General features: G+C 69.4%; 25 protein-coding genes and 3 pseudogenes. 11 read left to right on the forward strand and 17 right to left on the reverse strand.

The window, feature by feature from the left end; translation table 11 throughout:
- Nucleotides 1–6: 6 nt before the first annotated feature.
- Entirely contained in the window at nucleotides 7–213 is a 207-nt protein-coding gene (locus Prubr_RS32250) for a hypothetical protein (protein WP_212818945.1), read from the reverse strand.
- Nucleotides 214–896: 683 nt separating this feature from the next.
- Between Prubr_RS32250 and Prubr_RS32255 the strand changes: the two genes are divergently transcribed.
- The 4 genes from Prubr_RS32255 (at nucleotide 897) to Prubr_RS32270 (ending at nucleotide 3,515) form a co-directional block, all read left to right on the forward strand.
- Nucleotides 897–1,304 (forward strand): Imm1 family immunity protein, encoded by a 408-nt coding sequence (locus tag Prubr_RS32255; protein ID WP_212818947.1) that lies wholly within the window; start codon nucleotides 897–899, stop codon nucleotides 1,302–1,304.
- Nucleotides 1,305–1,454: 150 nt separating this feature from the next.
- A complete protein-coding gene (locus Prubr_RS37875) occupies nucleotides 1,455–2,426 on the forward strand; it encodes a TIGR04222 domain-containing membrane protein (RefSeq protein WP_212818949.1) in 972 nt (323 codons plus the stop codon).
- Between the two features lie 367 nt (nucleotides 2,427–2,793).
- Complete coding sequence (locus tag Prubr_RS32265; protein ID WP_212818951.1) at nucleotides 2,794–2,997, forward strand: cold-shock protein; 204 nt, start codon at nucleotides 2,794–2,796, stop codon at nucleotides 2,995–2,997.
- 122 nt (nucleotides 2,998–3,119) lie between these two features.
- Nucleotides 3,120–3,515: a DoxX family protein gene (locus Prubr_RS32270; RefSeq protein WP_212818953.1), complete on the forward strand. Its 396-nt coding sequence runs from the start codon at nucleotides 3,120–3,122 to the stop codon at nucleotides 3,513–3,515.
- 235 nt (nucleotides 3,516–3,750) lie between these two features.
- Here the strand turns inward: Prubr_RS32270 and Prubr_RS32275 are convergent, their stop codons facing one another.
- From Prubr_RS32275 to Prubr_RS32295, 5 genes are all read right to left on the reverse strand, one after another.
- The gene (locus tag Prubr_RS32275) at nucleotides 3,751–4,620 is read right to left on the reverse strand and encodes an alpha/beta fold hydrolase (RefSeq protein ID WP_212818955.1); all 870 of its coding nucleotides are present in this window, start codon (nucleotides 4,618–4,620) and stop codon (nucleotides 3,751–3,753) included.
- A 338-nt stretch (nucleotides 4,621–4,958) separates the two neighbouring features.
- The gene (locus Prubr_RS32280; protein WP_212818957.1) at nucleotides 4,959–5,216 is read right to left on the reverse strand and encodes an alpha/beta fold hydrolase; all 258 of its coding nucleotides are present in this window, start codon (nucleotides 5,214–5,216) and stop codon (nucleotides 4,959–4,961) included.
- A 155-nt stretch (nucleotides 5,217–5,371) separates the two neighbouring features.
- On the reverse strand, nucleotides 5,372–5,743 hold the full coding sequence (locus tag Prubr_RS32285; protein WP_212818958.1) for a hypothetical protein: 372 nt from the start codon (nucleotides 5,741–5,743) through the stop codon (nucleotides 5,372–5,374).
- Between the two features lie 430 nt (nucleotides 5,744–6,173).
- The gene (locus Prubr_RS32290) at nucleotides 6,174–7,601 is read right to left on the reverse strand and encodes an amidohydrolase family protein (protein ID WP_212818960.1); all 1,428 of its coding nucleotides are present in this window, start codon (nucleotides 7,599–7,601) and stop codon (nucleotides 6,174–6,176) included.
- On the reverse strand, nucleotides 7,598–8,353 hold the full coding sequence (locus Prubr_RS32295; RefSeq protein WP_212818962.1) for an Atu4866 domain-containing protein: 756 nt from the start codon (nucleotides 8,351–8,353) through the stop codon (nucleotides 7,598–7,600). Before Prubr_RS32295 ends, Prubr_RS32290 begins: the two co-directional genes overlap by 4 nt.
- Nucleotides 8,354–8,475: 122 nt before the next feature.
- On the opposite strand from Prubr_RS32295, the gene Prubr_RS38445 reads away from it, so the two are divergent.
- The 3 genes from Prubr_RS38445 to Prubr_RS32310 are packed head-to-tail and all read left to right on the forward strand — an operon-like array spanning nucleotide 8,476 to nucleotide 9,409.
- Nucleotides 8,476–8,607, forward strand: coding sequence for an Atu4866 domain-containing protein (locus Prubr_RS38445; protein ID WP_212828785.1), 132 nt, complete (start codon nucleotides 8,476–8,478; stop codon nucleotides 8,605–8,607).
- Nucleotides 8,604–9,137: a nuclear transport factor 2 family protein gene (locus tag Prubr_RS32305; RefSeq protein WP_212818963.1), complete on the forward strand. Its 534-nt coding sequence runs from the start codon at nucleotides 8,604–8,606 to the stop codon at nucleotides 9,135–9,137. The genes Prubr_RS38445 and Prubr_RS32305 overlap by 4 nt, the downstream gene beginning before the upstream one ends.
- 35 nt (nucleotides 9,138–9,172) lie before the next feature.
- Nucleotides 9,173–9,409 carry a hypothetical protein gene (locus Prubr_RS32310; RefSeq protein ID WP_212818965.1) on the forward strand — a complete coding sequence of 79 codons (237 nt, stop codon included), beginning with the start codon at nucleotides 9,173–9,175 and terminating at the stop codon, nucleotides 9,407–9,409.
- A 370-nt stretch (nucleotides 9,410–9,779) separates the two neighbouring features.
- Here the strand turns inward: Prubr_RS32310 and Prubr_RS32320 are convergent, their stop codons facing one another.
- The gene (locus tag Prubr_RS32320) at nucleotides 9,780–10,019 is read right to left on the reverse strand and encodes a DDE-type integrase/transposase/recombinase (protein ID WP_281425966.1); all 240 of its coding nucleotides are present in this window, start codon (nucleotides 10,017–10,019) and stop codon (nucleotides 9,780–9,782) included.
- A 126-nt stretch (nucleotides 10,020–10,145) separates the two neighbouring features.
- Nucleotides 10,146–10,700 (reverse strand): RDD family protein, encoded by a 555-nt coding sequence (locus Prubr_RS32325; RefSeq protein ID WP_212818971.1) that lies wholly within the window; start codon nucleotides 10,698–10,700, stop codon nucleotides 10,146–10,148.
- A 551-nt stretch (nucleotides 10,701–11,251) separates the two neighbouring features.
- Between Prubr_RS32325 and Prubr_RS32330 the strand changes: the two genes are divergently transcribed.
- A complete protein-coding gene (locus Prubr_RS32330; RefSeq protein WP_212818974.1) occupies nucleotides 11,252–12,046 on the forward strand; it encodes a hypothetical protein in 795 nt (264 codons plus the stop codon).
- A 225-nt stretch (nucleotides 12,047–12,271) separates the two neighbouring features.
- Here the strand turns inward: Prubr_RS32330 and Prubr_RS32335 are convergent, their stop codons facing one another.
- Complete coding sequence (locus Prubr_RS32335; RefSeq protein ID WP_343221710.1) at nucleotides 12,272–12,841, reverse strand: tetratricopeptide repeat protein; 570 nt, start codon at nucleotides 12,839–12,841, stop codon at nucleotides 12,272–12,274.
- A 408-nt stretch (nucleotides 12,842–13,249) separates the two neighbouring features.
- On the opposite strand from Prubr_RS32335, the gene Prubr_RS32340 reads away from it, so the two are divergent.
- Nucleotides 13,250–15,559 carry a helix-turn-helix domain-containing protein gene (locus Prubr_RS32340; protein WP_212818978.1) on the forward strand — a complete coding sequence of 770 codons (2,310 nt, stop codon included), beginning with the start codon at nucleotides 13,250–13,252 and terminating at the stop codon, nucleotides 15,557–15,559.
- A gap of 51 nt (nucleotides 15,560–15,610) precedes the next feature.
- On the opposite strand, the gene Prubr_RS32345 is transcribed toward Prubr_RS32340, so the two are convergent.
- The 6 genes and pseudogenes from Prubr_RS32345 to Prubr_RS38450 all read right to left on the reverse strand — a co-directional run.
- The gene (locus tag Prubr_RS32345) at nucleotides 15,611–18,484 is read right to left on the reverse strand and encodes a S8 family serine peptidase (RefSeq protein ID WP_212818980.1); all 2,874 of its coding nucleotides are present in this window, start codon (nucleotides 18,482–18,484) and stop codon (nucleotides 15,611–15,613) included.
- An 83-nt stretch (nucleotides 18,485–18,567) separates the two neighbouring features.
- Nucleotides 18,568–18,855 carry a hypothetical protein gene (locus Prubr_RS32350; protein ID WP_212818982.1) on the reverse strand — a complete coding sequence of 96 codons (288 nt, stop codon included), beginning with the start codon at nucleotides 18,853–18,855 and terminating at the stop codon, nucleotides 18,568–18,570.
- 773 nt (nucleotides 18,856–19,628) lie between these two features.
- Nucleotides 19,629–19,913, reverse strand: a pseudogene (locus Prubr_RS32355) (transposase); the annotation flags it as partial.
- Between the two features lie 65 nt (nucleotides 19,914–19,978).
- A pseudogene (locus Prubr_RS32360) lies at nucleotides 19,979–20,266 on the reverse strand (transposase); the annotation flags it as partial.
- A gap of 7 nt (nucleotides 20,267–20,273) precedes the next feature.
- Nucleotides 20,274–21,623: an IS30 family transposase gene (locus Prubr_RS32365; protein WP_425517932.1), complete on the reverse strand. Its 1,350-nt coding sequence runs from the start codon at nucleotides 21,621–21,623 to the stop codon at nucleotides 20,274–20,276.
- Nucleotides 21,548–22,087 (reverse strand): annotated as a pseudogene (locus Prubr_RS38450) (DDE-type integrase/transposase/recombinase); the annotation flags it as partial. The pseudogene Prubr_RS38450 and the gene Prubr_RS32365, both read right to left, overlap by 76 nt.
- Nucleotides 22,088–22,129: 42 nt before the next feature.
- Between Prubr_RS38450 and Prubr_RS32375 the strand changes: the two are divergent.
- Nucleotides 22,130–22,465 carry a transposase gene (locus tag Prubr_RS32375; RefSeq protein ID WP_212816619.1) on the forward strand — a complete coding sequence of 112 codons (336 nt, stop codon included), beginning with the start codon at nucleotides 22,130–22,132 and terminating at the stop codon, nucleotides 22,463–22,465.
- Nucleotides 22,462–22,614 carry a hypothetical protein gene (locus Prubr_RS32380; protein ID WP_212818986.1) on the forward strand — a complete coding sequence of 51 codons (153 nt, stop codon included), beginning with the start codon at nucleotides 22,462–22,464 and terminating at the stop codon, nucleotides 22,612–22,614. The genes Prubr_RS32375 and Prubr_RS32380 overlap by 4 nt, the downstream gene beginning before the upstream one ends.
- Before the next feature lie 27 nt (nucleotides 22,615–22,641).
- Here Prubr_RS32380 and Prubr_RS32385 read toward each other — a convergent pair whose 3' ends face one another.
- Nucleotides 22,642–23,568: an IS3 family transposase gene (locus tag Prubr_RS32385; RefSeq protein ID WP_212817241.1), complete on the reverse strand. Its 927-nt coding sequence runs from the start codon at nucleotides 23,566–23,568 to the stop codon at nucleotides 22,642–22,644.
- Entirely contained in the window at nucleotides 23,565–23,900 is a 336-nt protein-coding gene (locus tag Prubr_RS32390) for a transposase (RefSeq protein ID WP_212816619.1), read from the reverse strand. Before Prubr_RS32390 ends, Prubr_RS32385 begins: the two co-directional genes overlap by 4 nt.
- Between the last annotated feature and the right edge of the window lie 2 nt (nucleotides 23,901–23,902).

The following is a 23,902-nucleotide window of genomic DNA, read 5'->3' on the forward strand; positions in this document are numbered from 1 at the left end:
CGGAACTCAGTAGCTGCCACCGGGCGGCGGCGGGCCGCAGTCGATCGAACCGCAGGCAGCCCGGGTGACCACCGTGATCGTCCGTACGACGCACGCCAGGGTGGTACCGCCCGCGGTCTTGTCCCAGGTGTCGACGTCAACTCCGGCGAGGTCGAGGTCGTCAAGGTCGAGGAAATACTCGGCCTGGTTGCCCGCGGTGGGATCCGCGGTCATGTTGTCGGCCATACCTGTCCTTTCTTGTTAGGGCGAGTCGTTACGCAGGGTTTCCGCGCCACGCCCTGTGGACGGCCAGTGTGATCGACTCGCTTATGCGTCGGCTACGCGTTCGCTATCGGCTCGGCCGCCTCGTCCCAGCGCGTCCCGGCCGCGGTGGGCCGACCGACTCCGCCGCCGGCCCTTCCATCGGACGCCACCGGTCGACCTCGCACCGGCCCCGATCCGGCCGCCGCCAGGCGGCGTCGCCCGTCTGGTACGCGTCGCGCGGTGAACGCGGATGGAACGCTTCCGGTTTCTGTTGCGGTGCGGCGGTCCTCGCCGGACACGTCGACTGGCGGGGCGAGCTGGGCTCTTCGCCGAGTTGTGGCGGGCCCGAGCTCGGCACCCGGATCGAGACTCTCGACCCGGTCGGGATCCGCCATCGGTACCGGATCAGCGATGCTGACGGTCGTGGCGCCCGGGTAGCGTGGGCACCGAACCTTCCTCGGATCCGGCCGGACGACACCGGATGGTCCCGGTGCATAGGCGCCCGAGCCAGCCCCGGCCGTGGTTATCGATGAGGCCTGCCCGCCATCCTCCCCACCGGAAGCCGGCTACGAGTCTGGGTCACCCGCGACGGCGGCAACACCTGGTGGCACCGGCACCGGCACCGGCACCGGCACCGGCGGAAGGATCACCCGATGACGCCACAACTACGCGACTACCACGGACACCCCTACGAACTCACCGACCCCGAGCAGGCCGGACGCCGCTTCGACGAACAGATCGAAACGATCATGCCGCACGGAGGCTGCGGACAGACGATTACCATCGGCCCACCCGACCAGCCCACCCTGCGCATCGACATCGACATCGACATCGACGCCGACCGGGCCGCCCTGCGCTGGCTACCCGACGGCAGCTACGCCACCGATCTCGACCCCGACACCCCCATCACCGTCTATGAATCCCCCGACATCGGACTATCCGACATTCCCGCCAACCTCGCCCGGCTGAATACCGCGAAAACCCGCCAAGCCGTCATCGGATACGTCACCACAGGCACCCGCCCCACTCGCGTGACCTGGAAGCACCCGGCGCACAACTGATCCCACCCGGCGACCAGGGGTTGCCGATCGGGACAGGGGAGCCGGCGGCCCGCCGCAATTTCTGTGCAAGAAATGGGATCGACCGGCTTGAACCTGGATGACGGGCCGCACCCTGGATAGGGCTCGCCCTTCGCATACGGGGAGGTAGCCATGAACGTCGCCACGAAAACCTGGGGGTTGAGCGGTCCCGAGTTCTTGTTGATCTATTGCGTCCTGGCCGTCGTGCTGGTCATGCTCGCGGTACTGCATCGGCATCACCTGCTCGCCGGTCGAGGGCGTGTCTCCGCGAACGACCTCACCGCGCAGCAGGTCGCGTACCTGAACGGTCAGGCCCGGTTGGCGGTCTACTCAGCGCTGGCCGTGCTGCGCAGTGCCGGCGCCGTCAAGGTCGGGCCGGCTCCTGACCGGTACCTGCTGACGAACGGACCACCGCCAGCCGGATCGAGCCCACTCGATCTGGTGGTGCACCGGGCAGCGGGCCAACGACTGAGCACCCGGGAACTGGCGGCCGACGGGGCGGTGGCGACGGAACTGACGCGGCTGCGCGGCACCCTGGAGCAGTTGGGACTGCTGCCCACCGCCGACGTCGTACGAGTCATGCGCGGATGGCTGCTGGCACTTGCCGGGGTGCTGATCCTCGGCCTGGTCCGGCTGTCCTGGGGGATCGCCGACGGCAAGCCGGTGCTCTACCTGGCAGGGGTCCTCATCTCGCTGTTCGTGGCCATGGTCCTCCTACACCGGCGCTGGCGTCGACCACGCCCCACCCGGTCCGGCGAACAGACCCTTGCCGTGCTGCATGGCGGGTACGCCCACCTGCAACCGGCGAACAACCCCTCGTGGGCGGTGTACGGAGCGGCGGGTGCCGCCATGGGCGTCGCACTGTTCGGTCCGTACGCGCTCTGGACTGCGGATCCCGAGTTCGCCGGGGAAGCCGGCATCGCACGTAGCCTGGCCATCGCCCAGTCGGGTGGCCTGCTCGCGGGCACGGGTCCCAGCTCGACTCATGGCGGGTACAGCAGTGGATCGTGGGGTGGTGGCTCGACTGCGGGTGCCTCCTGCGGCAGCGGCTCGGCGTCGTCCAGCGGCGGCTCGGCGTCGTCCGGCGGCGGCTGTGGCGGCTGACCGGGTGGTGGTGTCGGACCTCGACGCCGCCCGGAGCGCCGCCAACCATCCCTCGAACCGACGCCCGGCGCGTTCGACCTGGCGAGCCTGGTGGACCGTCTGTCGCACCCGAAGAACCTGCGAATGCCGCGGACCGCTGCGCCGCCAGGACAGGGACGCACACATGGAGACCGGGATTGCTACCCGTCTGTGCTACGGTCTCCTCGTTGCAGTTTTGATTTCCGTAGACGTTTCCGGCGCCTGATGGGGATATCTGAAACCCATCCAGGCGCTTTTTCGTTTGTCGTGTCGGTTCGGCGCGGGTGATCAACGCGGCGGCGTGAGAGTCCGCACACCGCGGTCTCCAACAGCCTGCGAAGGAGCAGACATGGCTACCGGTACCGTGAAGTGGTTCAACAGTGACAAGGGCTTCGGCTTCATCGCCCAGGACGGCGGCGGCGCCGACGTCTTCGCCCACTTTTCCGCGATCTCGTCGAGCGGCTTCCGCAGCCTCGATGAGAACCAGCGGGTGGAGTTCGACATCACCCAGGGTCAGAAAGGCCCGCAGGCGGAGAACATCCGCCCGCTCTGATCCCCATTCTGCGAACGGCGGCCCGACTGGTTCAGCGGGCCGCCGTTCGGCGTTCCGCGGGCGGTGGCCTGAGTGCCGACCCCGCCGAGCCGCGGAGCAGCTACCGGGCACCGCCGTCGGTGATGCCGAGGTTCGCAATGCTCAAGGAATGGGCGTACGCCGGTACCTTCTTCCTGTGGTCCGGTGCCGTCGTCTCGCACCTGATCGTCGGCGACAGCCCCGACCTGTGGGGGGTGCCGCTGATGTTCGGCGTCTGCGCCATCGCGTCGTGGGCGCTGCGACCCGCCGACCGCCGGCTTCCGCACACACAACTGCGCCGTCACCGACCCACCGACGCCGGATTCGTCGGCGCACGCTGGCGCGAGAGCTGTCCTCACGCGGTCGAGACCAGCCTGCGCGCGTGGGCCGTATCGCTCGGGCTGCTCGTCGCTCTGTATGTCTTCTCCGTCCTCACACTGCCCGTGATCGAACCCGTCATGTACGAACGGGCCGTCGAACTCGGCTGGATCAACCCGTAGATGGCCACCAGACGGGCAGCGAATCGAGCCGAGAACGTGTCGAGAACACGCCGCCCGGGAAGGAGCGGTGGGATGCTGCCTGCCCGTGCCGCCCCGCAAGCGACAGTGGATATCCGCACGTGCCCGACGCGCTGACCAGATACAGCCAAGTTGGGAGTAGTAGATCGGCCCGGGCGTGAACGTGCGCAGTCCGGTCCGTCGAGACCAGAACGGCTGCGCCGGCGCTACCACGCACCTATTGGAGAAACTCCATGAGTTGCGCGGTGAGTTCGGTCGGCTGTTCTTCGAAGATCCAGTGGCCAGAGTCTTCTATGACGCCGCCGGTTACCGTTGTGGCGTACTGCGCGACCTGGGTGGGTACCGCCTCGCCGAGGCTGGCCTGGGCGCCGAGTGCGAGAACCGGCATGGTCAGCTTCGTCTTGCCGTACTCGGTGTTGTCGACGACATCCTGGGGCAGTGCCCGGAAGTAGTCGAAACTCGCCCGCAGGTGAGCGTCGTCTTGCAGGTACCGGGCGTACTCGCGGACATCGTCATCGCCGATGCCGGCCTTCTGGACTTCCATCGAATCGGTGAACCGGTCCACCCAGAGGGCCTCACGACCGTCCACGATCTGTTCCGGCAGGCCGTTCGGGAGGCTGAAGAAGCCGAAGTTCCAGAAACCGGGTCCCTTCGGAGTCAGCGACGGGACCTGGTACAGGCTCTGGTCAGGGATAGGTGCTTCCGTGAGCACGAGCTTGCGCACCTCAGTGCGGTGAGCGGCGGCGTACGCGTACGCGACCATGGTCCCGATGTCGTGTCCGACGATGCTGACGTCGCTGTCGAGGCCGAGTTGGGTGAGCAGGCCGTACACGTCGCCGGCGAGGGTCTTCTTGTCGTACCCTCCTGCCGGGGCGTCGCTGCCGCCGGCGCCCCGAAGGTCAGGTGCGATGACCGTGAAGTGCTTGGCAAGCTCCGGCAGAACCTTGCGCCACATGTACCACGTCTGGGGATAGCCGTGCAGTAGTACCACTGTTCTGCCCCGACCGCCCCGAACATAGTTGATCTTGACGTCGCCGACCTGCGCCGTCTGCTCGGTGAAGGATCCCGGAATCCGCTCGCCGCCCATTGCCGCTCCCTCTGATGACCACGCGGTCTCGTGGGCTACCCAACCCCGGGGTCTGTACACCTCCCAAGCGCCGGTGCAGACGGATTGGCCGGCCGGGCAACGCGATACCGCGGAACCGACACGTGCGCTTGGGCAGGTGCCGACGAGGCGAGGAGTGCCCGCACTGGCATTGCTTACCCGAACCCGACCCTGCAAGGAAGCCGTGTTGTACGTCGGCCTGGACGCTCTTGTGATCGCGCTGTACGTGAAACTCGGCAACCGGATCGTCCCCGCTCGCAGGTGCGGCGCCCGAACCCTATGCGGCGACACCGGACTGCAGCGCTGCTTGTGGCTCGTTGTCAGCTGCCCGCTCGACCTGCCGGCATCGCGGTCCGGGCTCCGACTGCCTTCTTGATGAGCTGTGCCGCTTCACCGGGGTGCGACACCATCGGGACGTGGCTGGCCGGGACCTCGCTGGTGGTCGCGCCCATGCGGTTGGCGAACATGCGCTGCGCGTCCGGCGGGATCGCCTGGTCCTGCGTGGCGATCAGGTACCAGGACGGTAGCGACCGCCAGGCCCGGACCGCCCAGACGATCATCACCGGACACGCGTTCATCCAGAACCTACGACGAGGACACTGCGAACTCACCGCCGACATCGCACCCGTACCTCGGGTGGCTGCCGCGTTCACCGAACCCACCCGGGCGAGCTGACCGGTGCCACTGATGCGGCTCTGCGCATCCATCGATCCGACAACGCAACGAAGCCCGGTCAGACGCCCCGGTCGCAGAATTCGTTGCCGACGTATCGCAGGCCGGTGATGACGTTGATGACGGGCACCCACTCCTGGACCGGGGCGGAGCCGTTGAGAGTCCGCGGCTTCCATTTCACGTTGTCCAGGGTGATGCCGGTGCCCCAGAGCGAAAAGCTGTTTCCGGCGCTCATCGTGTAGAGCGGCGCGCTGGCGAACCCTGGCGCGCTGCGGACCGCCTGGCCGTCACCGGCCGCGACGACGACGACCTCGCAGATGCGCGGCGGCACCGCAGCCGACGCCGGGGCGGGGACCAGTGCGCCGGCCGCGACGACGGCCGCCACGGCGGCCACACCGAAAGACCGGCGAAAAAATGATCGATAGTTGTCCATACCCGGATGCTATCGCAGGCCTGCCCGCCCCCGCTTGACCGGTCGCGCGTCTGACAGTCGGATAACGAAGGCCAGCGCCGAGTCCGAGGTCGTAGTGCCCGCGGCGGAGGTTCTGGACGAAGGTGTGTCCGGCGATGATCGTCTGTACGGTGCAGTCGTTACGGAGGCCGCGCATCGGTTTGAGTGGCACTGTCGCATTGAGCGTTCCCGCGCCTTCGGCGGCGCAGATCTTCCCGGCGCGACGTCCGCTGGTTGTAGAACCGGGCGTCCGATACTCGACCGCCTCACCATGCAGGAACCTTACGTCCCGGTCCCGACTGTCGGGTTCGGTGACTCACTTTGATCTTGCAGAAAGTCCTGCGGTAAGCGATCTTGGCGATTGCTCAATGCAACAGCGCCGTGCAACTTCCTGGTCACCATGTACCCGACGTCAGGTCAGCCCGCGCTCCGTCGCGTCCACTGTGTTGCCCTGGTGTCGGGTGAGCCGTTCGGCGATGGCGTCGACGGAGTCGTGGACCTGGGCGTGCAGACCGCCCAGGTCGACGCCGACGAGGCGCCTGGCCCACTTGCGCACCCGGCCGGCGACCCAGACCGAGGTGATGTTGCTACGGTCGGCACCGAGCACGATGGTCCCGATCGGGTCGTGCAGCGGCATGGTGTTGAGGTCCTCGGCATCGATGACCATGAGATCCGCCTGCTTCCCCGGTGTGATGGATCCGGTGGTGTGGTCGAGCCGGAGCGTGCGGGCGCCGGAGAGTGTCGCGAAGTCGAGGACGTCCCGCGTCGTGATGCGTACCGGCTCGTCGTCGGTGCCGTAGACGGCGTGGACGGCGCGCATGCGTTGGACGGCGAGCAGGGTACGCATCTGGGTGAACATGTCCGACGCGAGCGCGACCTCCACATCCACCGACAGGCCGGGCCGGATGCCGTGTGCGAGTGCCTCGTCCACCGGGGGGACGGCGTCCTCGAGGCCGATCTGCATGTCGGAGGTCGGTGCGAGCGACACGGTGACGCCCGCGTCGCGCATCGCGGCCCAGGCGTCGGCGGACAGGGCGGTCGAGTGGATCGATTCGAGGTGCGGACCGAGCAGTCCTTCCCGCTCCCACCGGACGATGGCCTCGGATGCCGCTGCCCCGAACATGACGTCGAGGCTCACCCCGATGTCGAGGTCCGCGGCGACCCGGGCCAGGTCGTGGCCATAGGCGAGGCGTGCCCCGGCGATCTCGGGAGTGGCGAGGGCGGCGAGTCGCAGCGTGACCAGCTGGTCGTCGGTGGAGAAGTACGTCGACCGCAGCCTCGCCAGGTCACCCGGCCACTGTTGGTCCCAGTCACCGAAGTGCGGGCTCATCGACGCGTGTACGCCGCGGATGCCGGCGTCGAGCAGTGCGGTGATGGCGGCATCGGAGTGTTCCCGGGTTCGGGAGTTGTGCGAGAAGTCGAGCATGGTGGTGATCCCGCCGTCGAGCGCGGTCAACGCCGCCAGTCGGGTTCCGACGTACATGTCGTGCGGCCCGTACAGCGGCGCCACCCGCACCAGCGTGGACTGGAGATAGTCCACGAGGTCGTCGACGTCGGGGATGGTGCGCCTCATCTGGGCCTGCCACGCGTGCCGGTGCGTGTCAACGAATCCGGGCGCGACGATGGAACCCGACACGTCGACGACGATCGCGTCGGCCACGGTCAGGCCACGGCCGACTTCCGCGATCCGGTCGCCGCGCAGGAGTACGTCGGCGCGTTCGAGCGTCCCGAGCGCCGGGTCCATGGTCACCACCGTGCCGCCGGTGAGGAGGACGAGCCGGTCCGGATCATGTTCGGCGGCGGTGAGAGTCTCCAGCGTGGACGGGAGTTGACCGGTCATCGGGCGTGCCTGCGGTGCATCGTGTATCCGGCGTGGTGCAGGGTGTCCCCGTCGAATCGACCGAAGGCCCAGAACCCGAGGTCGTCGAGGTAGTCGATGCGGTCGCCGTCGATCCAGTAGCGGCCCTGGAAGGCGTGAGGGCGCCCGCCCCGGGTCTCGTCGTAGCGGCCGTCGGCGGTCAACTCCTGGTGCAGGAAGTCCTCCGTGTCGACCCAGACGCCGACCCGCTCCGGATCGACGTGGCCTGCGCCACCGCCGTCCGTACCCGTCGTTCCGCCGGGCTGCGACGCGGGGTTGAGCACCGTCCCGTCCCAGACGAGCGGCACGCCGTCACGCAGGACGGCGCGCAGCCGATCCGGCCCGGTCAGTGCGATACGCAGCGCCGCGTCCAGGTCCGGCGCGTCGGTGTCGGCCAGGACGACGAGGTGCGCCGGGGCACCCGGTCCGAGGGTGCCCGGGCCTTCTCCGCGCGGGCGGCCCGTGAGCGCGGCGCTCAGGTCGAGGATGGCGGGAACGATCGTGGTGCCCGTGGCGGAAACCACCACGGCGCCGTCGTCGTCGGCCGCTTTGACGATGCCCGGTCCGACGCCGACGACAAGCCCTCCGCCGATCAACACGTCGGCGTGTTTCATGGTCCCGATGACCGGGTCGAGGGTGTGCACGGTGGCGTCGGTCAGCAGCAGCGGGCGGCTGGTGCCCGTACGAACGGCTTGCAGGTCGGCCGCGGTGAAGGTGACAGGTACGTCGGTCATGTGCTTCAGCCTGTGGCAGGCGCAGGTACGGCGGAAGGTCGCGGCTGTCCTGGTAGCGCTGGGACCAGGCTCCCGGCGGACGGTCTGCCTAGCCTGGTCGGCATGGCGATCCCGCGACTCGGATCGAGTACGTCGACGACACCGGTTTCGGCGCGGACGGAACCTTCGACGGGGATGTCCTGCACCACGCCAACTACATCTTCTACCGCCAGGACGGCAACGCAAACCGGCAAGCGAAGGAGCAACGACGATGACGAACCACACGCCACGACACAACCGGCGCCTGCTGTTGACGGCGGGAGTCGCCGGCGGGCTGACGATGTTCACCGGGACCGCCACGGCCTCGGCGCAACCCCGTGAGGGTCTCGACAGGCCGCATCCCGGCCGGCCGGCCGGCGAGCGCCGCAACCTGGCGGCGGTGAGCCGAGCCTTCGAACGGCAGAACGCCGGCGGTGACATCTACGAGATCCTTCACGACAACGTCGAGTGGACGATCGTCAACGGCCGCACGTACACCTCCAAGGCCGACTTTCTCGCCGCGGGCGCGGCACCGATCATGGACCGGCTGGCCACGACGCTCCTGATGCGGATTCGGGACATGTGGGCCGACGGCGACACCGTGATCGTCCGCTTCGACGGCGACGCGACGGCGATCGACGGCGTCGAGTACCACAACGAGTACTGCTGGATCTGGCAGCTGCGGCGCGAACGCGTCGTCCGCTGCTACGCCTTCCTGGACCTGATCGCCGTACGCGAACTCATCGACCGCATCGAGTTGGACTGACCAGTCGGGCCAGCCCTCACGGACGGGCTGCTGCCGTGCCGCTTCGCCGACCAGCTGGTCACGGCGCTGCCCCTGCCGCTGGCCGGGCTGGCCGGGCTGGCCGGACCGGACGGCCGGTCGACGGCACCTGGTCCTGGCCGGAACGGGACGGCGCCGGCGTCACCACCTTCGACATCGCCCCGGCCGACGGTGTCGCCCGCTTCCCCGGCACCCCGCCGACGGTGCACAGCGGCTGGCTGCGGCTGCACGGCGGCGTACGCCCGCCGCAGTAGCGACGGACGCGGCGGCTCGGCGGGTTACCCGGTTCAGGTCAGCGCGGGTACGGCATTCGTGCCGTTCCATCTGCCGGTGAAGCCGAACGAGGTCGTGCCGCCGGCATCTGGAACGGCACCGTTGCACGAGGAGTTCGTCACGGTAACCGCCGGGCCGGACGCGCTCAGAGGGCGCCGTTGCATTATCGGATCGGTGGGCGTGTTGATCCCGGTGCCTGGTCTGCGGTCCGATCGCTCGGGCGAGTTCGGTGAACGCGTCGACGACCCGTCGTGCGGGTGGGTCGTCGAGTCCGAATTCGCAGTGTCCGCGGCGGAGGTTCTGGACGAACGCGTGTCCGGCGATGATCGTCTGTACGGTGCCGTCGTTGCGTCAGCCGCGCATCGGTTTCGATCGGTGTTTGAGTTGGCTGTGGTCGGCTTCGATCGGATTGTTCGCGTACCGCTCGACGTGGTGCCACGCCGACGGGACCAGGTCGTCGAGCACACCGGCGTAGACGGGAGCGGCGTCGGTAGCCACCACGACCGGCGTCACCTTCAACGTCGACAGCACCCGGCGGAAGAACCGACGGGCTGCGCCGGCGTCCCGACGGGTCGACACGAGCACGTCGATGACCTGGCCGTACTACTCAACGGCCCGATATACCTCGATCTTGCCTATGCTCAACGCAACGGACCCCTTCCAGGCCTTCGCCGACCTCGGGCTTTGGTCACACGGGCTCGGGGGCGTAGCGGCGGGTCACCGGATGCCTGCGGCGTGGAGCTGCCGCATGGCGGCGGGGTCGATGCTGGTTCTCGCCAGCGAGCCGGGCGCTGACCCCCCACCGCTGAGCGCGCCCACGATCACCGCGATGAGCAGCAATGGCATGAGCAGCGTTCTGACCAACATGGCCCAGCACGCCCTGCCACCGACCCGACCGCCGTCCTTGACCCGCACGAGCTGCGTACCGGTGAGGACCGCGCCGAGCGCACGGCCGTTGCCGTAGCACAGGCCGTACAGCAACGGCACCACGAACAACAACGAGATCGCCAGCAGGGCAACGGTCCCGTCGGGGAGGCCCGCCGCGACGGCCACCAATGACAGGACGACGAATCCCACCCCGACACCCAGGATGTACACCACGAAGTCAACGAGCCACGCCAGGAACCGCGCGCCCCCACCGGCCTCGACGTACAGGGTGCCGTTGTCGAACGCCGCGAGCCGTTTGGCGGTTCGTCGTCCGAGCACGCGTTCCGCGTGCTCCCTGGCGATTTCCAGCCGGGTCGGCGGCCGGCCCGTTCCACGGACTGTCACAGCACTCTCCTTGTCGCATCGTCGCCATAGTGTGCGCCAACTCCGGAGCGTGACCGGGAAAGGGCCCCACCGTCAGGCCCCGGCCGGCCGGGACGCACGGTCACGCCGGGCCGGGGTCAGCGTCAAGCCGCATGACGTGGTCCAGAGTGACATGAGCAGTCACGGGGACATCTGCCCTACGAGACTGCCCTCTTCGGGCGCGTCCGACAGGCACGGGGGCCAGGTTCCGGATTGTCCGCCCGCCAGGGAAGGCGTGGGGACGACGTGCCTATCGGGTGACGCGCGGATAGAGCGGCGGCGCCCCCGGGGGTCGCCGGCGGGCAACAGGGCGGCAAGGAGGAAACACCCGTGCACCGCTGGAGAACCTGGCGATCAGCCCCGGTGCGGCTTCACCTTGATCAAGGAAGCTAACGTTGTCACCGTCGACAAACAGCGCCGCGAGCTTCGGCTGATCGCGACACCTGCGGGCCAGGGCCGGTCCCGAGCGGCCCTGGCCGGCTCACCCGCTCTTCAAGGAGACATCATTGGGACGAGACGCCCTGCGGTGGCCGATGCCGGTCATCGCGCTCGTGCTGGGCCTGCCCCTGTTGACCGGCTGCGCCATCGACAAAGGCACGGCACTGGCCTCGGATTTCGAAGAAGACTGGGCCGGCACGCCAGACGTCGTGGATATCCGCACCACCGACTACAACACGCTGCCCTTCCTCGGAACGGCGACCGGTGTGGTGATCCTCAAGGACGGCACTTCGGCCGACCGCGTAGCCGAACTGGCGAATGAGCTGGGAGAGTACGTCGCCAGTAACGACAAGACCACCGGCCGGATCACGGCGGATGGCATCACCTTCACCGTTGTCGCGGACAAGACCCGCACCGGCGAAATACTGGCGCTGTGGCAGTCGCTGACCGACGACGACCGAGTGGTGAACGGCGACATCAAGGATGCACCCAGGAAAGAAACCGACCGCTGGGACATTGAGGTCACCGCGGTCGATCCCACCGGCGCAATGGCGGTGTTCAAGGACATGATGACCGATGGCGACCAGCACCGGCCACTCACGCAAGTGACCTCCCTAAAGGTCAGCACGAAGCACGGTGCGCGGCCCTCGCTCCACGTTGAGACCGACTTCCACGACGGCTTCCCTGCCGAGGCAATCGCCGCGTACGACGCGGTGGTCGCTCAATATCCAGTCGTCGGCGCGACTCTGCGACGCGATCCTACGACCGGATCGGCGGTAAGCATCGTCGTGGCGGACAGCGGGGATCTGGACCGTGCCGGCGAACTCGCCAGGACGGCGGCGCCGAACCTCGGTACCGCCGTCAAGGTCACCAGCGACAACAGCAACTGATCTGAGTGAGAACTGAGCGCCCTCGGCGCGCGCGAGGAATAGGCGCGAAGCCGTTGAGGCCGCCAGGAAATCTCCCGGTGGGATGTCGAGAACCCATGTGCGGCTCCCGTCCTCGGTGGGAACACGGCCAGAATGGGCCGTACCGCCGAGGAAATCATGATGGCCATGTATTTGCTGCTCAAGCACTGCCGGGGCGCGCCGGCGGCGGTCAACGACGTGCCCTAATCAACTGGTTTGCAAGGCCCATGGACCGTCCGGGTTGGGCAAGAGAACCCGATTGTGCAGGATCTCGACAGCCTCGGCGACGCGTCCCTGGCGAATCAGTAATGTTGCCAGGGCTGTGGCATGCACCGCATGGTGGTCCGGCGACGACAGAACCGCGACAGCCTCGTCGAGCCGTCCCGCATCGGCCAGCACGTCGGCAAGGTATCCCACCAGGTACCAGGTGTCGGCCTCACGATGGTTGCGCAGCTCCACGATCGCCTGGTCGAACCGACCACAGCAGGCAAGGAGCAAGATACGCTCGACAAACAGTTCGGTCGACATACCGCCAGCCCTTTCGGCCAGGTCATCAATGAGCGTGAGCGCCTCGTCGACCCGGCCCTGGTCGGCCAGCGGCGTCCACAACATCCGAACGAGCCATCCGTCGCCGCCCATCGACACGGCCACCGGGCGCAGCACCGCGATCGCCTCGTCGACCCGGCCATGCCGGGTCAACAACTCCGCCAGCATCGCCGCCGGGTTCGGCGAGCCGCCCGCGGTGAGCGGCCTCAGCGCCTCGACCGCCTCATCCAGCCGCCCCTGCCCTTACCTCGCCGGGTGGCACCGGTTCCCGCCCGCCGACGGCGTCCCGCCGGTGGCCCGTCCACCACGGCACCCACGATGACGGCGAAGACGGTCGGTAGCCAGGCAGGCTCTTGCCGTGACGGAGTGGACGCGTTACAGCATCGAGAACAGGGCATGCGGTTTCGCGGTATGCGTTGCCCTGGGGACCGCCGCACCGGTGCAGCTCAGGTGGACCGCGTGGCATGATCGCCACATGCCGCAGGTCCGCCACTCGTCCCGCACGGCTCAGGTGTGCCGTGACCACGAGGCGACCCTGCCGCCGACCTGATGGGCGCCCCCGGTGGCCGCCCAACCCCGCCGGTCGACGGGCGGGCGGCACCGCAACCCACGGACGCGTCGGGGCACCCCGCCCCCGCGGTGGCCGAACCGAACAGCTTCGGACAGCTGCTGCGCCGGCACCGTACCGATGCCGGCCTGACGATGGAGGAGCTCGCCACCGCGTCGCGGGTCAGCGTACGGGCGATCGGCGACATGGAACGCGGACACAGCCGGGTGCCGCAACGGCGTACGGTCGAGGCGCTGGTGCGGGCGCTGAACCTGTCGGCCGGCGCGGCCACCGCGCTGCGCGACAGCGCCCGCGCCGGCCGCCGCGTCGGCCGGCCGACGCCGGCGCTGGCACCACCGCGAACCGTCGCCGACTTCACCGGCCGTCACGGCGAACTGGCCTGGCTCGGCGAACTCGTCGCCCGCAGCGCCGAACCCGCCGACCGGCAGGGTGCTGCGGTGGTCGGGGTCGTGTCCGGGCCACCCGGCCTGGGCAAGACGGCGCTCATGGTGCAGGCCGCGGCCCGGTACACCGCGTCGTTTCCCGACGGTGTGCTCTTCGTCGACCTGCGCGGCCTGGACGCCGACCCACCACGCCCGGAGGACCTGCTGCTGCACCTGCTGATCGCGCTGGGGGTGGAGGAGAGCCGGATACCGGGCGACGGGCACGCCCGAGGCGCCCAGTACCGGGCCCTGTTGCGCGAGCGGCGCAGCCTGCTGCTGCTCGACAACGCCGCCGACGAGGCGCAGGTCCGCCCGCTGCTGCCCGGCGCCGGCAGCACGATGACGATCATCACCAGCCGGCGTGCGCTGGCCGGCCTGGAGGCGGTCGACCGGCTCACCCTGCCGGCCCTGACCGCGGGTGAGGCGGTCACCCTGCTGCAACGGATCATCGGACCGGAACGCGCCGCCGCCGAGCCGGACACCATGCTGCTCGGCCTGGCGCAGGCCTGTGGACACCTGCCGTTGGCGCTACGGATCGCCGGTAACCGCCTGCTGAGCCGACCGGGGTGGAGCATCGGGTACCTGTTGTCCCGGCTCGCCGACCAGGACGACCGGCTCGACCTGCTGGTCGCCGGCGATCTCCAGATCGCCGCGCCCTTCATGCTCTCCTACCGGCAACTGTCCGCCGCCGCCGCGGCGACCTTCCGGCGGCTGTCGGTGCTTCCCGGCCCGGACGCCGGTCTGGAACTGGCGGCGCGGGCGGCCGGGCTGAGCCCGCGGGACACCGAGGCGGCCCTGGAGGAGCTGGCCGAACTCGGGCTGCTCCAGCCGGCCACCGACGGCCGCTACCGGTTCCACGACCTCATGCGGTTGTTCGCCCGGACCCGGCTGGCGGCCGAGGAGAGCGCGGCCCAGCGGCGGCAGGTCGAGGACCGGGTGGTCACCTGGTTGCTCGACACCGCGGTCGCCGCCGGACGGTGGTTCGAGCCGGGGTACGCCCGCGCGGCCGACGGCGGACCGGCCCCGGCCGGACGCACCGGGGAACTCGGCCCTTGGACGACGGCGGAAGAGGCCGGCCGCTGGATCGAACTGGAGGGCCGCAACTGGCTCGGTGCGCTGCGGGCGGCCTTCGCCGCCGGCCGGCACGCCGAGGTGATGACCGTCGCCGACTCCATGCACTGGTTCTCCGACCGCTGGACCCACTGGGAGCACTGGCTGGAGGTGTACCAGATGTCGGCGGCCTCGGCCGAGGCGCTCGGCGACGCCCGCGGCCAGGCGGTCCACCTCAACTACGTCTCGTGGGCGTACACCGTCTGCGCCCGTCGCCCCGACCTGGCGGAGGCACCGGCCCGGGAGGCACTGCGACTGGCCGTCGCCGCCGGCGACCTCAGCCAGCAGGGCTGGGCCTGGACGTACCTGGGAGCGGCGGCCCGGCGGCGCGGTGACGCCGCACAGGCCCGGGCGGCGGCCGCGGAATCGTTGCCGTTGTTCGAGGCCGCCGGCGACTGGGACGGGTATGCGCAGGGGCTCTCCCTGCTGGCCAGCAGTCTCGCCGGCGCGGGCCGGCACCGGGAGGCGATCGCGCAGTACCGGCGGTTGGAGACCCTGCTGGCCGACCCGGCCCGGGCGCCGTCCCCGCTGATCGGTGACCTCACCGCCGGTCACCTGCATCTGAATGTCGGCCTGAGCCTGCTGGCACTGCGACGGTGGGCGGCCGCCGCGGCCAGCCTCCGGGTGGCGCTGCCGCTGCTCCAGCGAGCCGGCGTACGGCAGAGCGAGGCGCGGTGCCGGTACGGGCTGGGCGGCGCGCTGGCCCGGCTCGGCCGGCTCGACGAGGCCCGGGGCGAACTGCGCCGCGCGGTCCGGATCGCCCGCCACGTCGGGGCGGCGGATCTGGTGGACCGGGCCATGGGCCGGCTCGCCGAGCTCGGGGCGCCCGCGAACCGGCGGGTCTCCTGAACGGCGGGGGCCGGGCAGATCGTGCCCGGCCCCCGCACGTCCGTCACCGGTCTACCTGACCTCGTAGGCCCGGTAGACGGTGGTGGTGACCGTGTTCCCCGCGGCGTCGACGGCGGTGGCCCGCAGCGACACGAAGCCCGACAGCTTCCTCGGGTGCTCGACCGTGGCGGTGAACTCCCCGCGCTTCTCGGTAGTCCGCGCCGGGACCCAGGTGCGGCCGTCGTCGAACGACACCGACACCGTCGCCGACTTCACCCGGCCGGCGGTCTCCTGCTGGGTGAACGTCAGCGGGATGCTCACCTTGCGGCCCGCCCGGGCGCTGTTGTCCAGCTCGAGCGCGGGCCGGAACCCGATCGACGTGAGCGGCAACGCTCCCGCCTGCCCGGCCGAGGTGGTGAACGTCCACACCGTCTCCACGTGCCGGGACAGCCGGTACGGCTCGGGGAGGTCGAACGCGTACCGCATCCGGTACGTGGTCGGCTCGGCCGCGACCTCCCACGAGCCGTACATGTAGTCGTACCCGCCGATCAGCGTGTCGCCCCGGTGCAGGGTGAACTCGTGGTTGCCGATCGCGTACGGCAGGCCGACGTGACCGGCCCCGTCGGCGTATTCGGTGAGGCTGGCCCGGATGGTGTTGCCGTCCCGCAGCACCGCCGGCGTTCCGGGGTACGGCGCTGCCAGGGTGACGGTGAGCACCGCGCTGTTCCACCGCTCGTCGTGGCGGCGGCCGGCCCGGTAGGTGACCTCCTTCGGCGCCTCCAGTTCGAGCATCAGCAGGTCACCGGCGACGGTCCGCTCCCGGACGGTGGACAGCCAGCTCACGTCGTCGTTGTAGTACTCGGTACGCCGGGCCGGTGTCACCACCCCCGGCAGTTCGGTACTCAACACGAGCCCGCCCCCGTCGAGGTCCGGGTCGGGGGTGCTGTTGGCCCGCCACGCCGCCACACCGGTCGCGTTCTGCGCGTACTCGGCGTGGACGGTGGCCAGGTCGCGCCGCGGGACGTGCCGGACCAGACCGGTGATGAAGGAGCCCTTGACCCGCCAGCCGAGGTGGTAGACGTCCGGCGCCCGGTCCCGGCGGGCGGGGCCCTGGAAGACCGCGTGCACCTGGGTGGTCACCCCCGGCAGGCCGGTCGGACCGATGTCCGCGGTGAAGATGCCGGCGAGGTCACCCGAGACACCGGCGTACGTCACCAACGGGTCGCCGGCGCGCAGCACCATGACGGACGCGTCGTAGGGCTGCGCCCCGCGGTCGGGGACGGTGATGTCGAGCGGCTTGGCCCTGCGCGCGTCGAGGACCACCTCCCGGTCGGCGTCGGCGACGATCCGGTTGTTGGTCAGCAGCGCGATCGTCCCGTCCGGGTTCTCGATGTAGGCGGACAGCCGCCAGGAGCTGTTCAGCGGCACCCGGATCGACGCGTTGGCCGAGTAGAACGTGTGGCTGGCGTAGTTCTGCGGATCGGGGTTCACCAGCTCGATCATGACCGTGCCGGGGGTCTGGCCGGTCCGGTCGACGGCGGAGATCGCCAGGCCCGCCGCCGGCTCCTCGTGGTAGACGCTGAACGGCGTCTGCAGCTTCACGTCGCCGCCGGTGGCCACCAGCCGCCCCTTGAACAGGCCGTACGAGGTGCTTGCCCGCTCGTCCACGACGACCTGGACGGTCGCCTCACCGCCGGCGGGCACGGTCAGGGTGCTCGCGCTCAACGTCAGCAGACCCTGCGGCGCGTCGCCCTCCAGGGCCAGGTCGAGCGTCACCGGCTGGTGGCCGGGGTTGCGGTAGGTGAGGGTCCGCCCGCTGGGCTCCTCGACGTGCGGCCACTCCAGCACGCCGAGGCTCAGCGACGGCGGCGAGACGGTGACCGGCCTGCCCAACGCCCTGGCCACGTCGACGAAACCGGTGCCCTGGGCGAAGACGTCGTACGCCGGATTCGGCGCGGCGGTGGCCATCAGCGTCTCTTTGAGCTGGGTGGCCTTCCAGTCCGGGTTCGCCTCCAGCAGCAGGGCGGCGGCACCGGCCACGTGCGGGGCCGCCATCGAGGTGCCGGTGCCGGCGAAGTACGACCCGACCGGGAGGTGTCCGAGCGCGCTCGGCGACCGCGCCGCGACGATGTCGGTACCGGGTCCACCGATGTCCGGTTTGATGCCGTAGTCGCCGATCCGCGGACCGCGCAGAGACGACCAGTTCAGTTCGCCGGCCTTGTCGAAGTTGGCGACCGACAGTGCCGCGTCGGCGGTCGACGGTGAGCCGACCCGGAACTGCCAGCCGTTGTAGTTGCCGGCGGCGATGACGAACAGCGTGCCGTGTTCGGCGGTCAGGTCGTTGACCGCCTGCTCCAGCGGGTCGACGCCGTGGGCGTCCTGGCCGCCCAGGCTCATGTTGACGATGGACGCGCCGGCATCGACCGCCCACTGCATGGCGGCGAGGATGGCCGAGTCGGAGCAGTTGCCCCGGCCTTCCACGTTCCAGCACACCTTGCCGTCGAGCAGGGTCGCGCCGGGGGCCACGCCCACGTTCCTGCCGTCCGAGGCGGCGCCGCTGCCGACGATCGTCGACGACACGTGGGTGCCGTGGCCGTTGAGGTCCAGTGCGGTCTCGATCTCGGGGACGAAGTTGCGTCGCGCGACCACCTTGCCGGCCAGGTCGGGGTGGGTGTCGTCGATACCGCTGTCGAGGACCGCGACCTTCACGCCGGTGCCGTCGTAGCCGGCCGCCCAGGCGGTCGGCGCCCCGATCATCGGCACGCTGGCATCCAGCGTGGACTTGCGGACGCCGTCGGCCCAGATCTTGCCCTGGCCCGCCGACGTACGGATCGTCTGCCAGGTCTCGGCCAGATCGGCGACCGGCGCCTTCGTGGCGAAGCCGTCGACCGCCTCCAGTTCGCGTCCGGCGGCGAGGCCGCGTACGCCGGTCGCGTCGGAGACCACCAGCGGCAGGTACGACAGCTCGTCGAAGCCGAACTCGAGCAGGGCGGTGACGTTGAACAGCCGCTCGTCGAGCCGGTCGGACTTCAGCAGCGGGATGGCGTCGGACGGGATGACGAAGTCGGACCGGTCACGCTGCAGGCGTACGAAGTGGACGCCGTCGCGGGGGCGACGGTCACCTGCGTGCCGCGTACGGTGACCTGGTCGCCGGTGATCAGGGTCAGCGTCCGGGCCGGCTCCGCGTCGCCGGCCTCGGGGGCCGCCGGAGCCGATGGCGCGGCCGGGGGTTGGGCCGCCGCGGGTGGGACTCCGACCAGCAGAGTCACCAGCATGGCGCCGAGCGCGCCGTACGCCAGTAGACGGCGTTGTCGCATGGGGGTCGTCTCCGCTCAGGGGTGATCGGTGATTGTCCGATCGGATCTACAGGGGTTGCTCGGAATGAGGCCAACCGTATGTTTCGCGGCGAGGACGACCTGGTGCCGCCGCGATTTCGTGGGCGGCGGCCGCCGTGCCGGGTGGACGATGTCGTAGCAGGTCAGCGCGTTTCTGCCGTACCCCCGCTGTGACATTCACCATCCCCGATCGCACGTTTTCCGCACCGGCTTCTGCCGGTTGTTCTGCCGGGCACCGGATCCCACTCGCCAAGCTGACCGCGGCGTGCCGGTGGACCGGATCGCGTACCGGCGTCGGTCCGGCGCTGCAGATGCTCGGGGGCCTTGAGCCAGCGGACCTGTCTGAGGGCGCCGACGTCGCCCGCCGCACCGCCGAAGGCGGCGGAGTACACCGTCGATGATCAGCCCGGGCCCCGGTGCGCATGCCGGCGAGGAGATGGACGATGTCGCTGGCGTCGCGCGCCGCGCCCTTCCAGCGCACTGGCGCTTCCTGGAGACCGGGGACGAGTGCTTCCCGTACGCCTCGGGGTCCCGTGTGCCGCCGCGGGGCCGCTGGGACATCTCGGCGGTCGCCCTGTCCTCGGACGTGCTGGCCCGGGTCTACGTCGGCAACGCCGACCGGCTCCTCTCCGCTCCACAACCGGAGACCTCCGTCACCCAACAGATTCAGCCCGCGTCGTCACACCACCTCAGCCGGTCTACCTGGGCAGTGCGCCTACTTGCCACCGGCACCGTTGTGGGACTGGGACTGGTTAAACCGACGCCGCCTTGAGGATCTCGTTCGCCCGCCGCAACTCCGCGTTCTCCCGCCGGAGCCGCTTCAACTCCGCCGACTCCTCCGAGGTCACCCCGACCCGCCGTCCCGCATCGACCTCGGCCCGACGCACCCAGCTACGCAACGTCTCGGCCGTACCAATACCCAGCCGCGACGCCACCGCCGTAATCGCCGCCCACTCCGACTCGTAGTTCGGCCGCACCTCCGCGACCATCCGCACCGCCCGCTCCCGCAACTCCTGCGGATACGGCCTCGTCCCTGCCATCTCTCGATCCTTCCCAAACGGGGAAGTGATGTTCCCCGGGTTTGTCGGAGCCGTGTTGGTTGGCGTCAGGCCACGGACAGGGTGATCGGGTGGAGCCTTTCATACTCGTTCGGGGTGAGCATGCCCAGTGAGCTGTGGCGGCGTTGTCGGTTGTGGAAGATCTCCAGGTATTCGAAGATCGCGTTGGCCAGTTCGATGCGGGTGCGCCAGCGTCGTCGGTTGAGTAGCTCGGTCTGCATCCGGCCCCAGAACGACTCCATCATGCCGTTGTCGTAGCAGTCGCCGATGGTTCCCATCGACGGTGCCAGCCCGGCTTCCTGGACCCGGCGGGTGAAGGCCCATGAGGTGAACTGGGCGAGTTCAATCGGTCGTTGCAACACCGGGCTGTTGTAGTGAGCGTAGCTGCTCGGCGAAGACCTCGGCTGGGGTCTTCCAGCCAAGGATCTTGCGGGGCCGGTTGTTGACCGCGAGGGCGACGGCTTCGAGGTCCTCGTCGGACCACCTCGACAGGTCGGTGCCCTTTGGAAAGTACTGGCGCAGCAGCCCGTTCGTGTTCTCGTTCGTCGGCCGCTGCCAGGGCGAGTGCGGATCGGCGAAGAACACCTTCGTGCCGGTATCGAGGGTGAACTGCGCATGACCGGAGAGTTCCTTCCCGCGGTCCCAGGTGAGGGTCTTGCGCAGCTGCTCGGGCAACCTCGTCATTGATGCCGTAAGCGCGGTGTTCATCGCGACGGCGCCGTAGCCGCCGAGCGAGGGACCGTTCTTCACCGGTGGTTTCTCGCCCCAGCCCTCAAGCCGAGGCAGATGCACGAGGAGCGTGGAGCGGCTGCTGCGCTCGACGAGCGTGCCGATCGCGGAGCGGCCCGTCCCGATGATCAGATCCCCTTCCCAGTGCCCTGGGACCGCGCGGTCCGCGGCTTCGGCAGGACGCTCGGAGAGGACGACATCGGCAGTGACATGCCCTCGCGGCTTGTTCTGCGACCGCGCCCGAGGCTCCCGCAGCGCCCGGCCGGTGCGCAGACACGCGACCAGCTCACGCTTGAGCGCTCCACGCCCCTGAATGAACAGTGACTGGTAGATCGCCTCGTGGCTGATGCGCATGGACTCATCATCGGGGAAGTCGACACGCAGCCGGTGCGAGATCTGCTCCGGGCTCCACGCCGTCGCCCAGCGGCGGTCCTGCCGATGCGGCTTGTTCAGCCCCTTCCACGCTGGCGTCTCAGGCCCGGTGACGATCGTGCCGTCGGGTCGGCGGACACCGCCGGCAAGCCGGTTCTGTACGTACTCACGCAACCTGCCATTGCTCACGAGCTTCGCGGTCTTCGGGCGCTTCGCGGCCTGCTGCGCCTTCCACTGCGCCACCAAAGCCCGGTAGACCGGCTTACCGCCCCTGGTCGCCGCGTTACGGCGCAGCTCGCGTGAGATCGTTCCCGGGTCACGTCCGATCCTGCGGGCGATCTCGCGCACGCCGACCCCCTGGGCGCGCAGCAGCGCGATCTCCTCCCGCTCGGCGAATGACAGGTAACGGCCCGTGGGCTCGTCCAGGCTGATCGGCGGCATGCCGCCAGCGTGACGGAACCACCGGGACCCGACCGGCCACGACACACCCACCGCCTCCGCGGCCTCCACCGTCGTTACCCCCGACGCGATCCGCCGCCAGAAGTCCCGCTGCACCGCACGAGACGGCTCCGGCCGTCCCGGTGAACGCATCGGCGGTCGCAATGCCCGATCCGACGCCCACTGGCGCCGCGCACCAGCCGGCGCCTCAGATATCTGCTTCTTACCGCGCCCCATCGCAAACCTCCGTGATCAAGGTGTTGCGACGACCAGTTGAATCCGCCCTGGACTCCGTGGTCGGAGTGGATCACGGTGCCGGCGGGTTGGCGGTTACTGATGGCCATGCCCAGGGCGTTGGTGACCAGCGTGGCTGTTTGGGTGGTGTCGATGGACCAGCCGACGACCCGGCGGGAGAAGGTGTCGAGCACGACCGCGCAGTACACCTTGCCCTCCCGGGTCGGGTGCTCGGTGATGTCGGTGACCCACAACTGGTTCGCGGCCGAGCGGGTGAAGTCGCGGTTGACCAGGTCGCTCGCGGTGGGTGTCTGGTGCTTCGGTCTGGGGCGTCGGCTTCCGGGCAGTCCTCGGATGCCGGCGCGGCGCATCAGCATCTCCACTGAGCCACCCCCGCTTCCATGGAGCCTCTTGATCATGGTCTGATGGCCGTGGGGAGGAAGTCGTTCGTGGTAGCACCGAAGAAGTACCCCGACGAGCTGCGTCAGCGGGCTGTGCGCTTGTATCGCGAGTCGGACCCGAAGCCGGTGATCCGGCGTTTGGCCGAGCAGCTCGGCGTGCATCCTGAGGCGTTGCGGAACTGGATCCGGCAGGCCGAGGCCGACGCGGGTGAGCGGCACGACCGGCCCACCAGCGAGATGGTTGAGGAGAACCGCCGGCTTCGTGACGAAGTGGCCGAGCTGCGGCGGGCGAACGAGATCCTGAAGGCGGCGAGCGCGTATTTCGCGGCGGAGCTCGACCCGACCCGGCGACGGTCATGACGTTCATTGATGAACATCGTGACCAGTTCGCGGTCGCGCTCCTGCTACGGGTCCTGAACATCGGTGCCTCGACGTACTACGCGTGGGTCAAGCAGGTCGAACAGCCATGCGACCGCGACATGGTCGACCTGGGCCTGATCTCCAACTGAGTTCCCCCCGCTTTGATGGAGCGGTGGTTACCTGCTGCCGGCTGGCGCAGGGGTGGCGATAGGTGGCTCGGTTCGGTTGTGTTGGCGGGTGTGCCAGACGGTTTCGTACTCGTCGGGACTGAGGTAGCCCAGTTCCTTCTGGATGCGGTGGGTGTTGTACCAGCCGTCGATGTAGGCGAAGATCGCGTTCTCGGCCTCGTCGCGGGTCCGCCAGGAGGTGCGGTAGACGAGTTCGATCTTCAGCGTGGACCAGAAGTTCTCCATGAGCGCGTTGTCGAACGAGTCGCCGACGGATCCCATCGACGGCAGGATCCCGTTGTCCTGTAAGCGTTCCGCGAAGCGGAAGGACGTGTAGTTCGAGCCCCTGTCGCTGTGATGTATGAGCTGGCCGTCGCGGACGTCGCGGGACCAGATGCCGTATTCGAGGGCGGCGAGGATCAGGTCGGTGTCGCAGCGGTCGGAGGTCTTCCACCCGACGATCCGGCGGGAGAAGGCGTCGCGGACCGCGGCCAGCCAGAACACGCCCTCGCCGCACGGGATACGGGTGGCGTCGGCGACCCACAGCCGGTTCGGCCCGGCAGCGGTGAACCGCCGGTTGACCAGGTCCGGCGCCGGTGTCGCCCGAGGGTCCTGCCGGGTGGAGCCGCCGCGCCAGCCCCGGCGCAGGAACGCGCCCTGCCAACCCTGGTCGGCCATCAGCCGCTCCACCCGCTTGCGGCCCACGCGGATCCCGTCACGGTGTAGCTGCCGATGCACCCGGTCCGCGCCGTAGGTATGCCCGGACGCGGTCCAGATCTCGTGGATGTTGGAGATCAGGCCCAGGTCGACCATGTCGCGGTCGCATGGCTGTTCGACCTGCTTGACCCACGCGTAGTACGTCGAGGCACCGATGTTCAGGACCCGTAGCAGGAGCGCGACCGCGAACTGGTCACGATGTTCATCAATGAACGTCATGACCGTCGCCGGGTCGGGTCGAGCTCCGCCGCGAAATACGCGCTCGCCGCCTTCAGGATCTCGTTCGCCCGCCGCAGCTCGGCCACTTCGTCACGAAGCCGGCGGTTCTCCTCAACCATCTCGCTGGTGGGCCGGTCGTGCCGCTCACCCGCGTCGGCCTCGGCCTGCCGGATCCAGTTCCGCAACGCCTCAGGATGCACGCCGAGCTGCTCGGCCAAACGCCGGATCACCGGCTTCGGGTCCGACTCGCGATACAAGCGCACAGCCCGCTGACGCAGCTCGTCGGGGTACTTCTTCGGTGCTACCACGAACGACTTCCTCCCCACGGCCATCA

The organism is Polymorphospora rubra (genome assembly GCF_018324255.1).
GTDB lineage: Bacteria > Actinomycetota > Actinomycetes > Mycobacteriales > Micromonosporaceae > Polymorphospora > Polymorphospora rubra.

Bases quoted from the DNA above. Each gene is read 5' to 3' on its own strand.
- Prubr_RS32270 (WP_212818953.1), top strand. From the start codon at position 3,120: ATGCCGAGGTTCGCAATGCTCAAGGAATGGGCGTACGCCGGTACCTTC.
- Prubr_RS32285 (WP_212818958.1), bottom strand. From the start codon at position 5,743: ATGGACAACTATCGATCATTTTTTCGCCGGTCTTTCGGTGTGGCCGCC.
- Prubr_RS32275 (WP_212818955.1), bottom strand. From the start codon at position 4,620: ATGGGCGGCGAGCGGATTCCGGGATCCTTCACCGAGCAGACGGCGCAG.
- Prubr_RS32385 (WP_212817241.1), bottom strand. From the start codon at position 23,568: ATGACGTTCATTGATGAACATCGTGACCAGTTCGCGGTCGCGCTCCTG.
- Prubr_RS32280 (WP_212818957.1), bottom strand. From the start codon at position 5,216: ATGAACGCGTGTCCGGTGATGATCGTCTGGGCGGTCCGGGCCTGGCGG.
- Prubr_RS32265 (WP_212818951.1), top strand. From the start codon at position 2,794: ATGGCTACCGGTACCGTGAAGTGGTTCAACAGTGACAAGGGCTTCGGC.
- Prubr_RS32350 (WP_212818982.1), bottom strand. From the start codon at position 18,855: ATGCGACAACGCCGTCTACTGGCGTACGGCGCGCTCGGCGCCATGCTG.
- Prubr_RS37875 (WP_212818949.1), top strand. From the start codon at position 1,455: ATGAACGTCGCCACGAAAACCTGGGGGTTGAGCGGTCCCGAGTTCTTG.
- Prubr_RS32290 (WP_212818960.1), bottom strand. From the start codon at position 7,601: ATGACCGGTCAACTCCCGTCCACGCTGGAGACTCTCACCGCCGCCGAA.
- Prubr_RS32305 (WP_212818963.1), top strand. From the start codon at position 8,604: ATGACGAACCACACGCCACGACACAACCGGCGCCTGCTGTTGACGGCG.
- Prubr_RS32255 (WP_212818947.1), top strand. From the start codon at position 897: ATGACGCCACAACTACGCGACTACCACGGACACCCCTACGAACTCACC.
- Prubr_RS32330 (WP_212818974.1), top strand. From the start codon at position 11,252: ATGCCGGTCATCGCGCTCGTGCTGGGCCTGCCCCTGTTGACCGGCTGC.
- Prubr_RS32250 (WP_212818945.1), bottom strand. From the start codon at position 213: ATGACCGCGGATCCCACCGCGGGCAACCAGGCCGAGTATTTCCTCGAC.
- Prubr_RS32390 (WP_212816619.1), bottom strand. From the start codon at position 23,900: ATGGCCGTGGGGAGGAAGTCGTTCGTGGTAGCACCGAAGAAGTACCCC.
- Prubr_RS32365 (WP_425517932.1), bottom strand. From the start codon at position 21,623: ATGCGTTCACCGGGACGGCCGGAGCCGTCTCGTGCGGTGCAGCGGGAC.
- Prubr_RS32375 (WP_212816619.1), top strand. From the start codon at position 22,130: ATGGCCGTGGGGAGGAAGTCGTTCGTGGTAGCACCGAAGAAGTACCCC.
- Prubr_RS32295 (WP_212818962.1), bottom strand. From the start codon at position 8,353: ATGACCGACGTACCTGTCACCTTCACCGCGGCCGACCTGCAAGCCGTT.
- Prubr_RS32380 (WP_212818986.1), top strand. From the start codon at position 22,462: ATGACGTTCATTGATGAACATCGTGACCAGTTCGCGGTCGCGCTCCTG.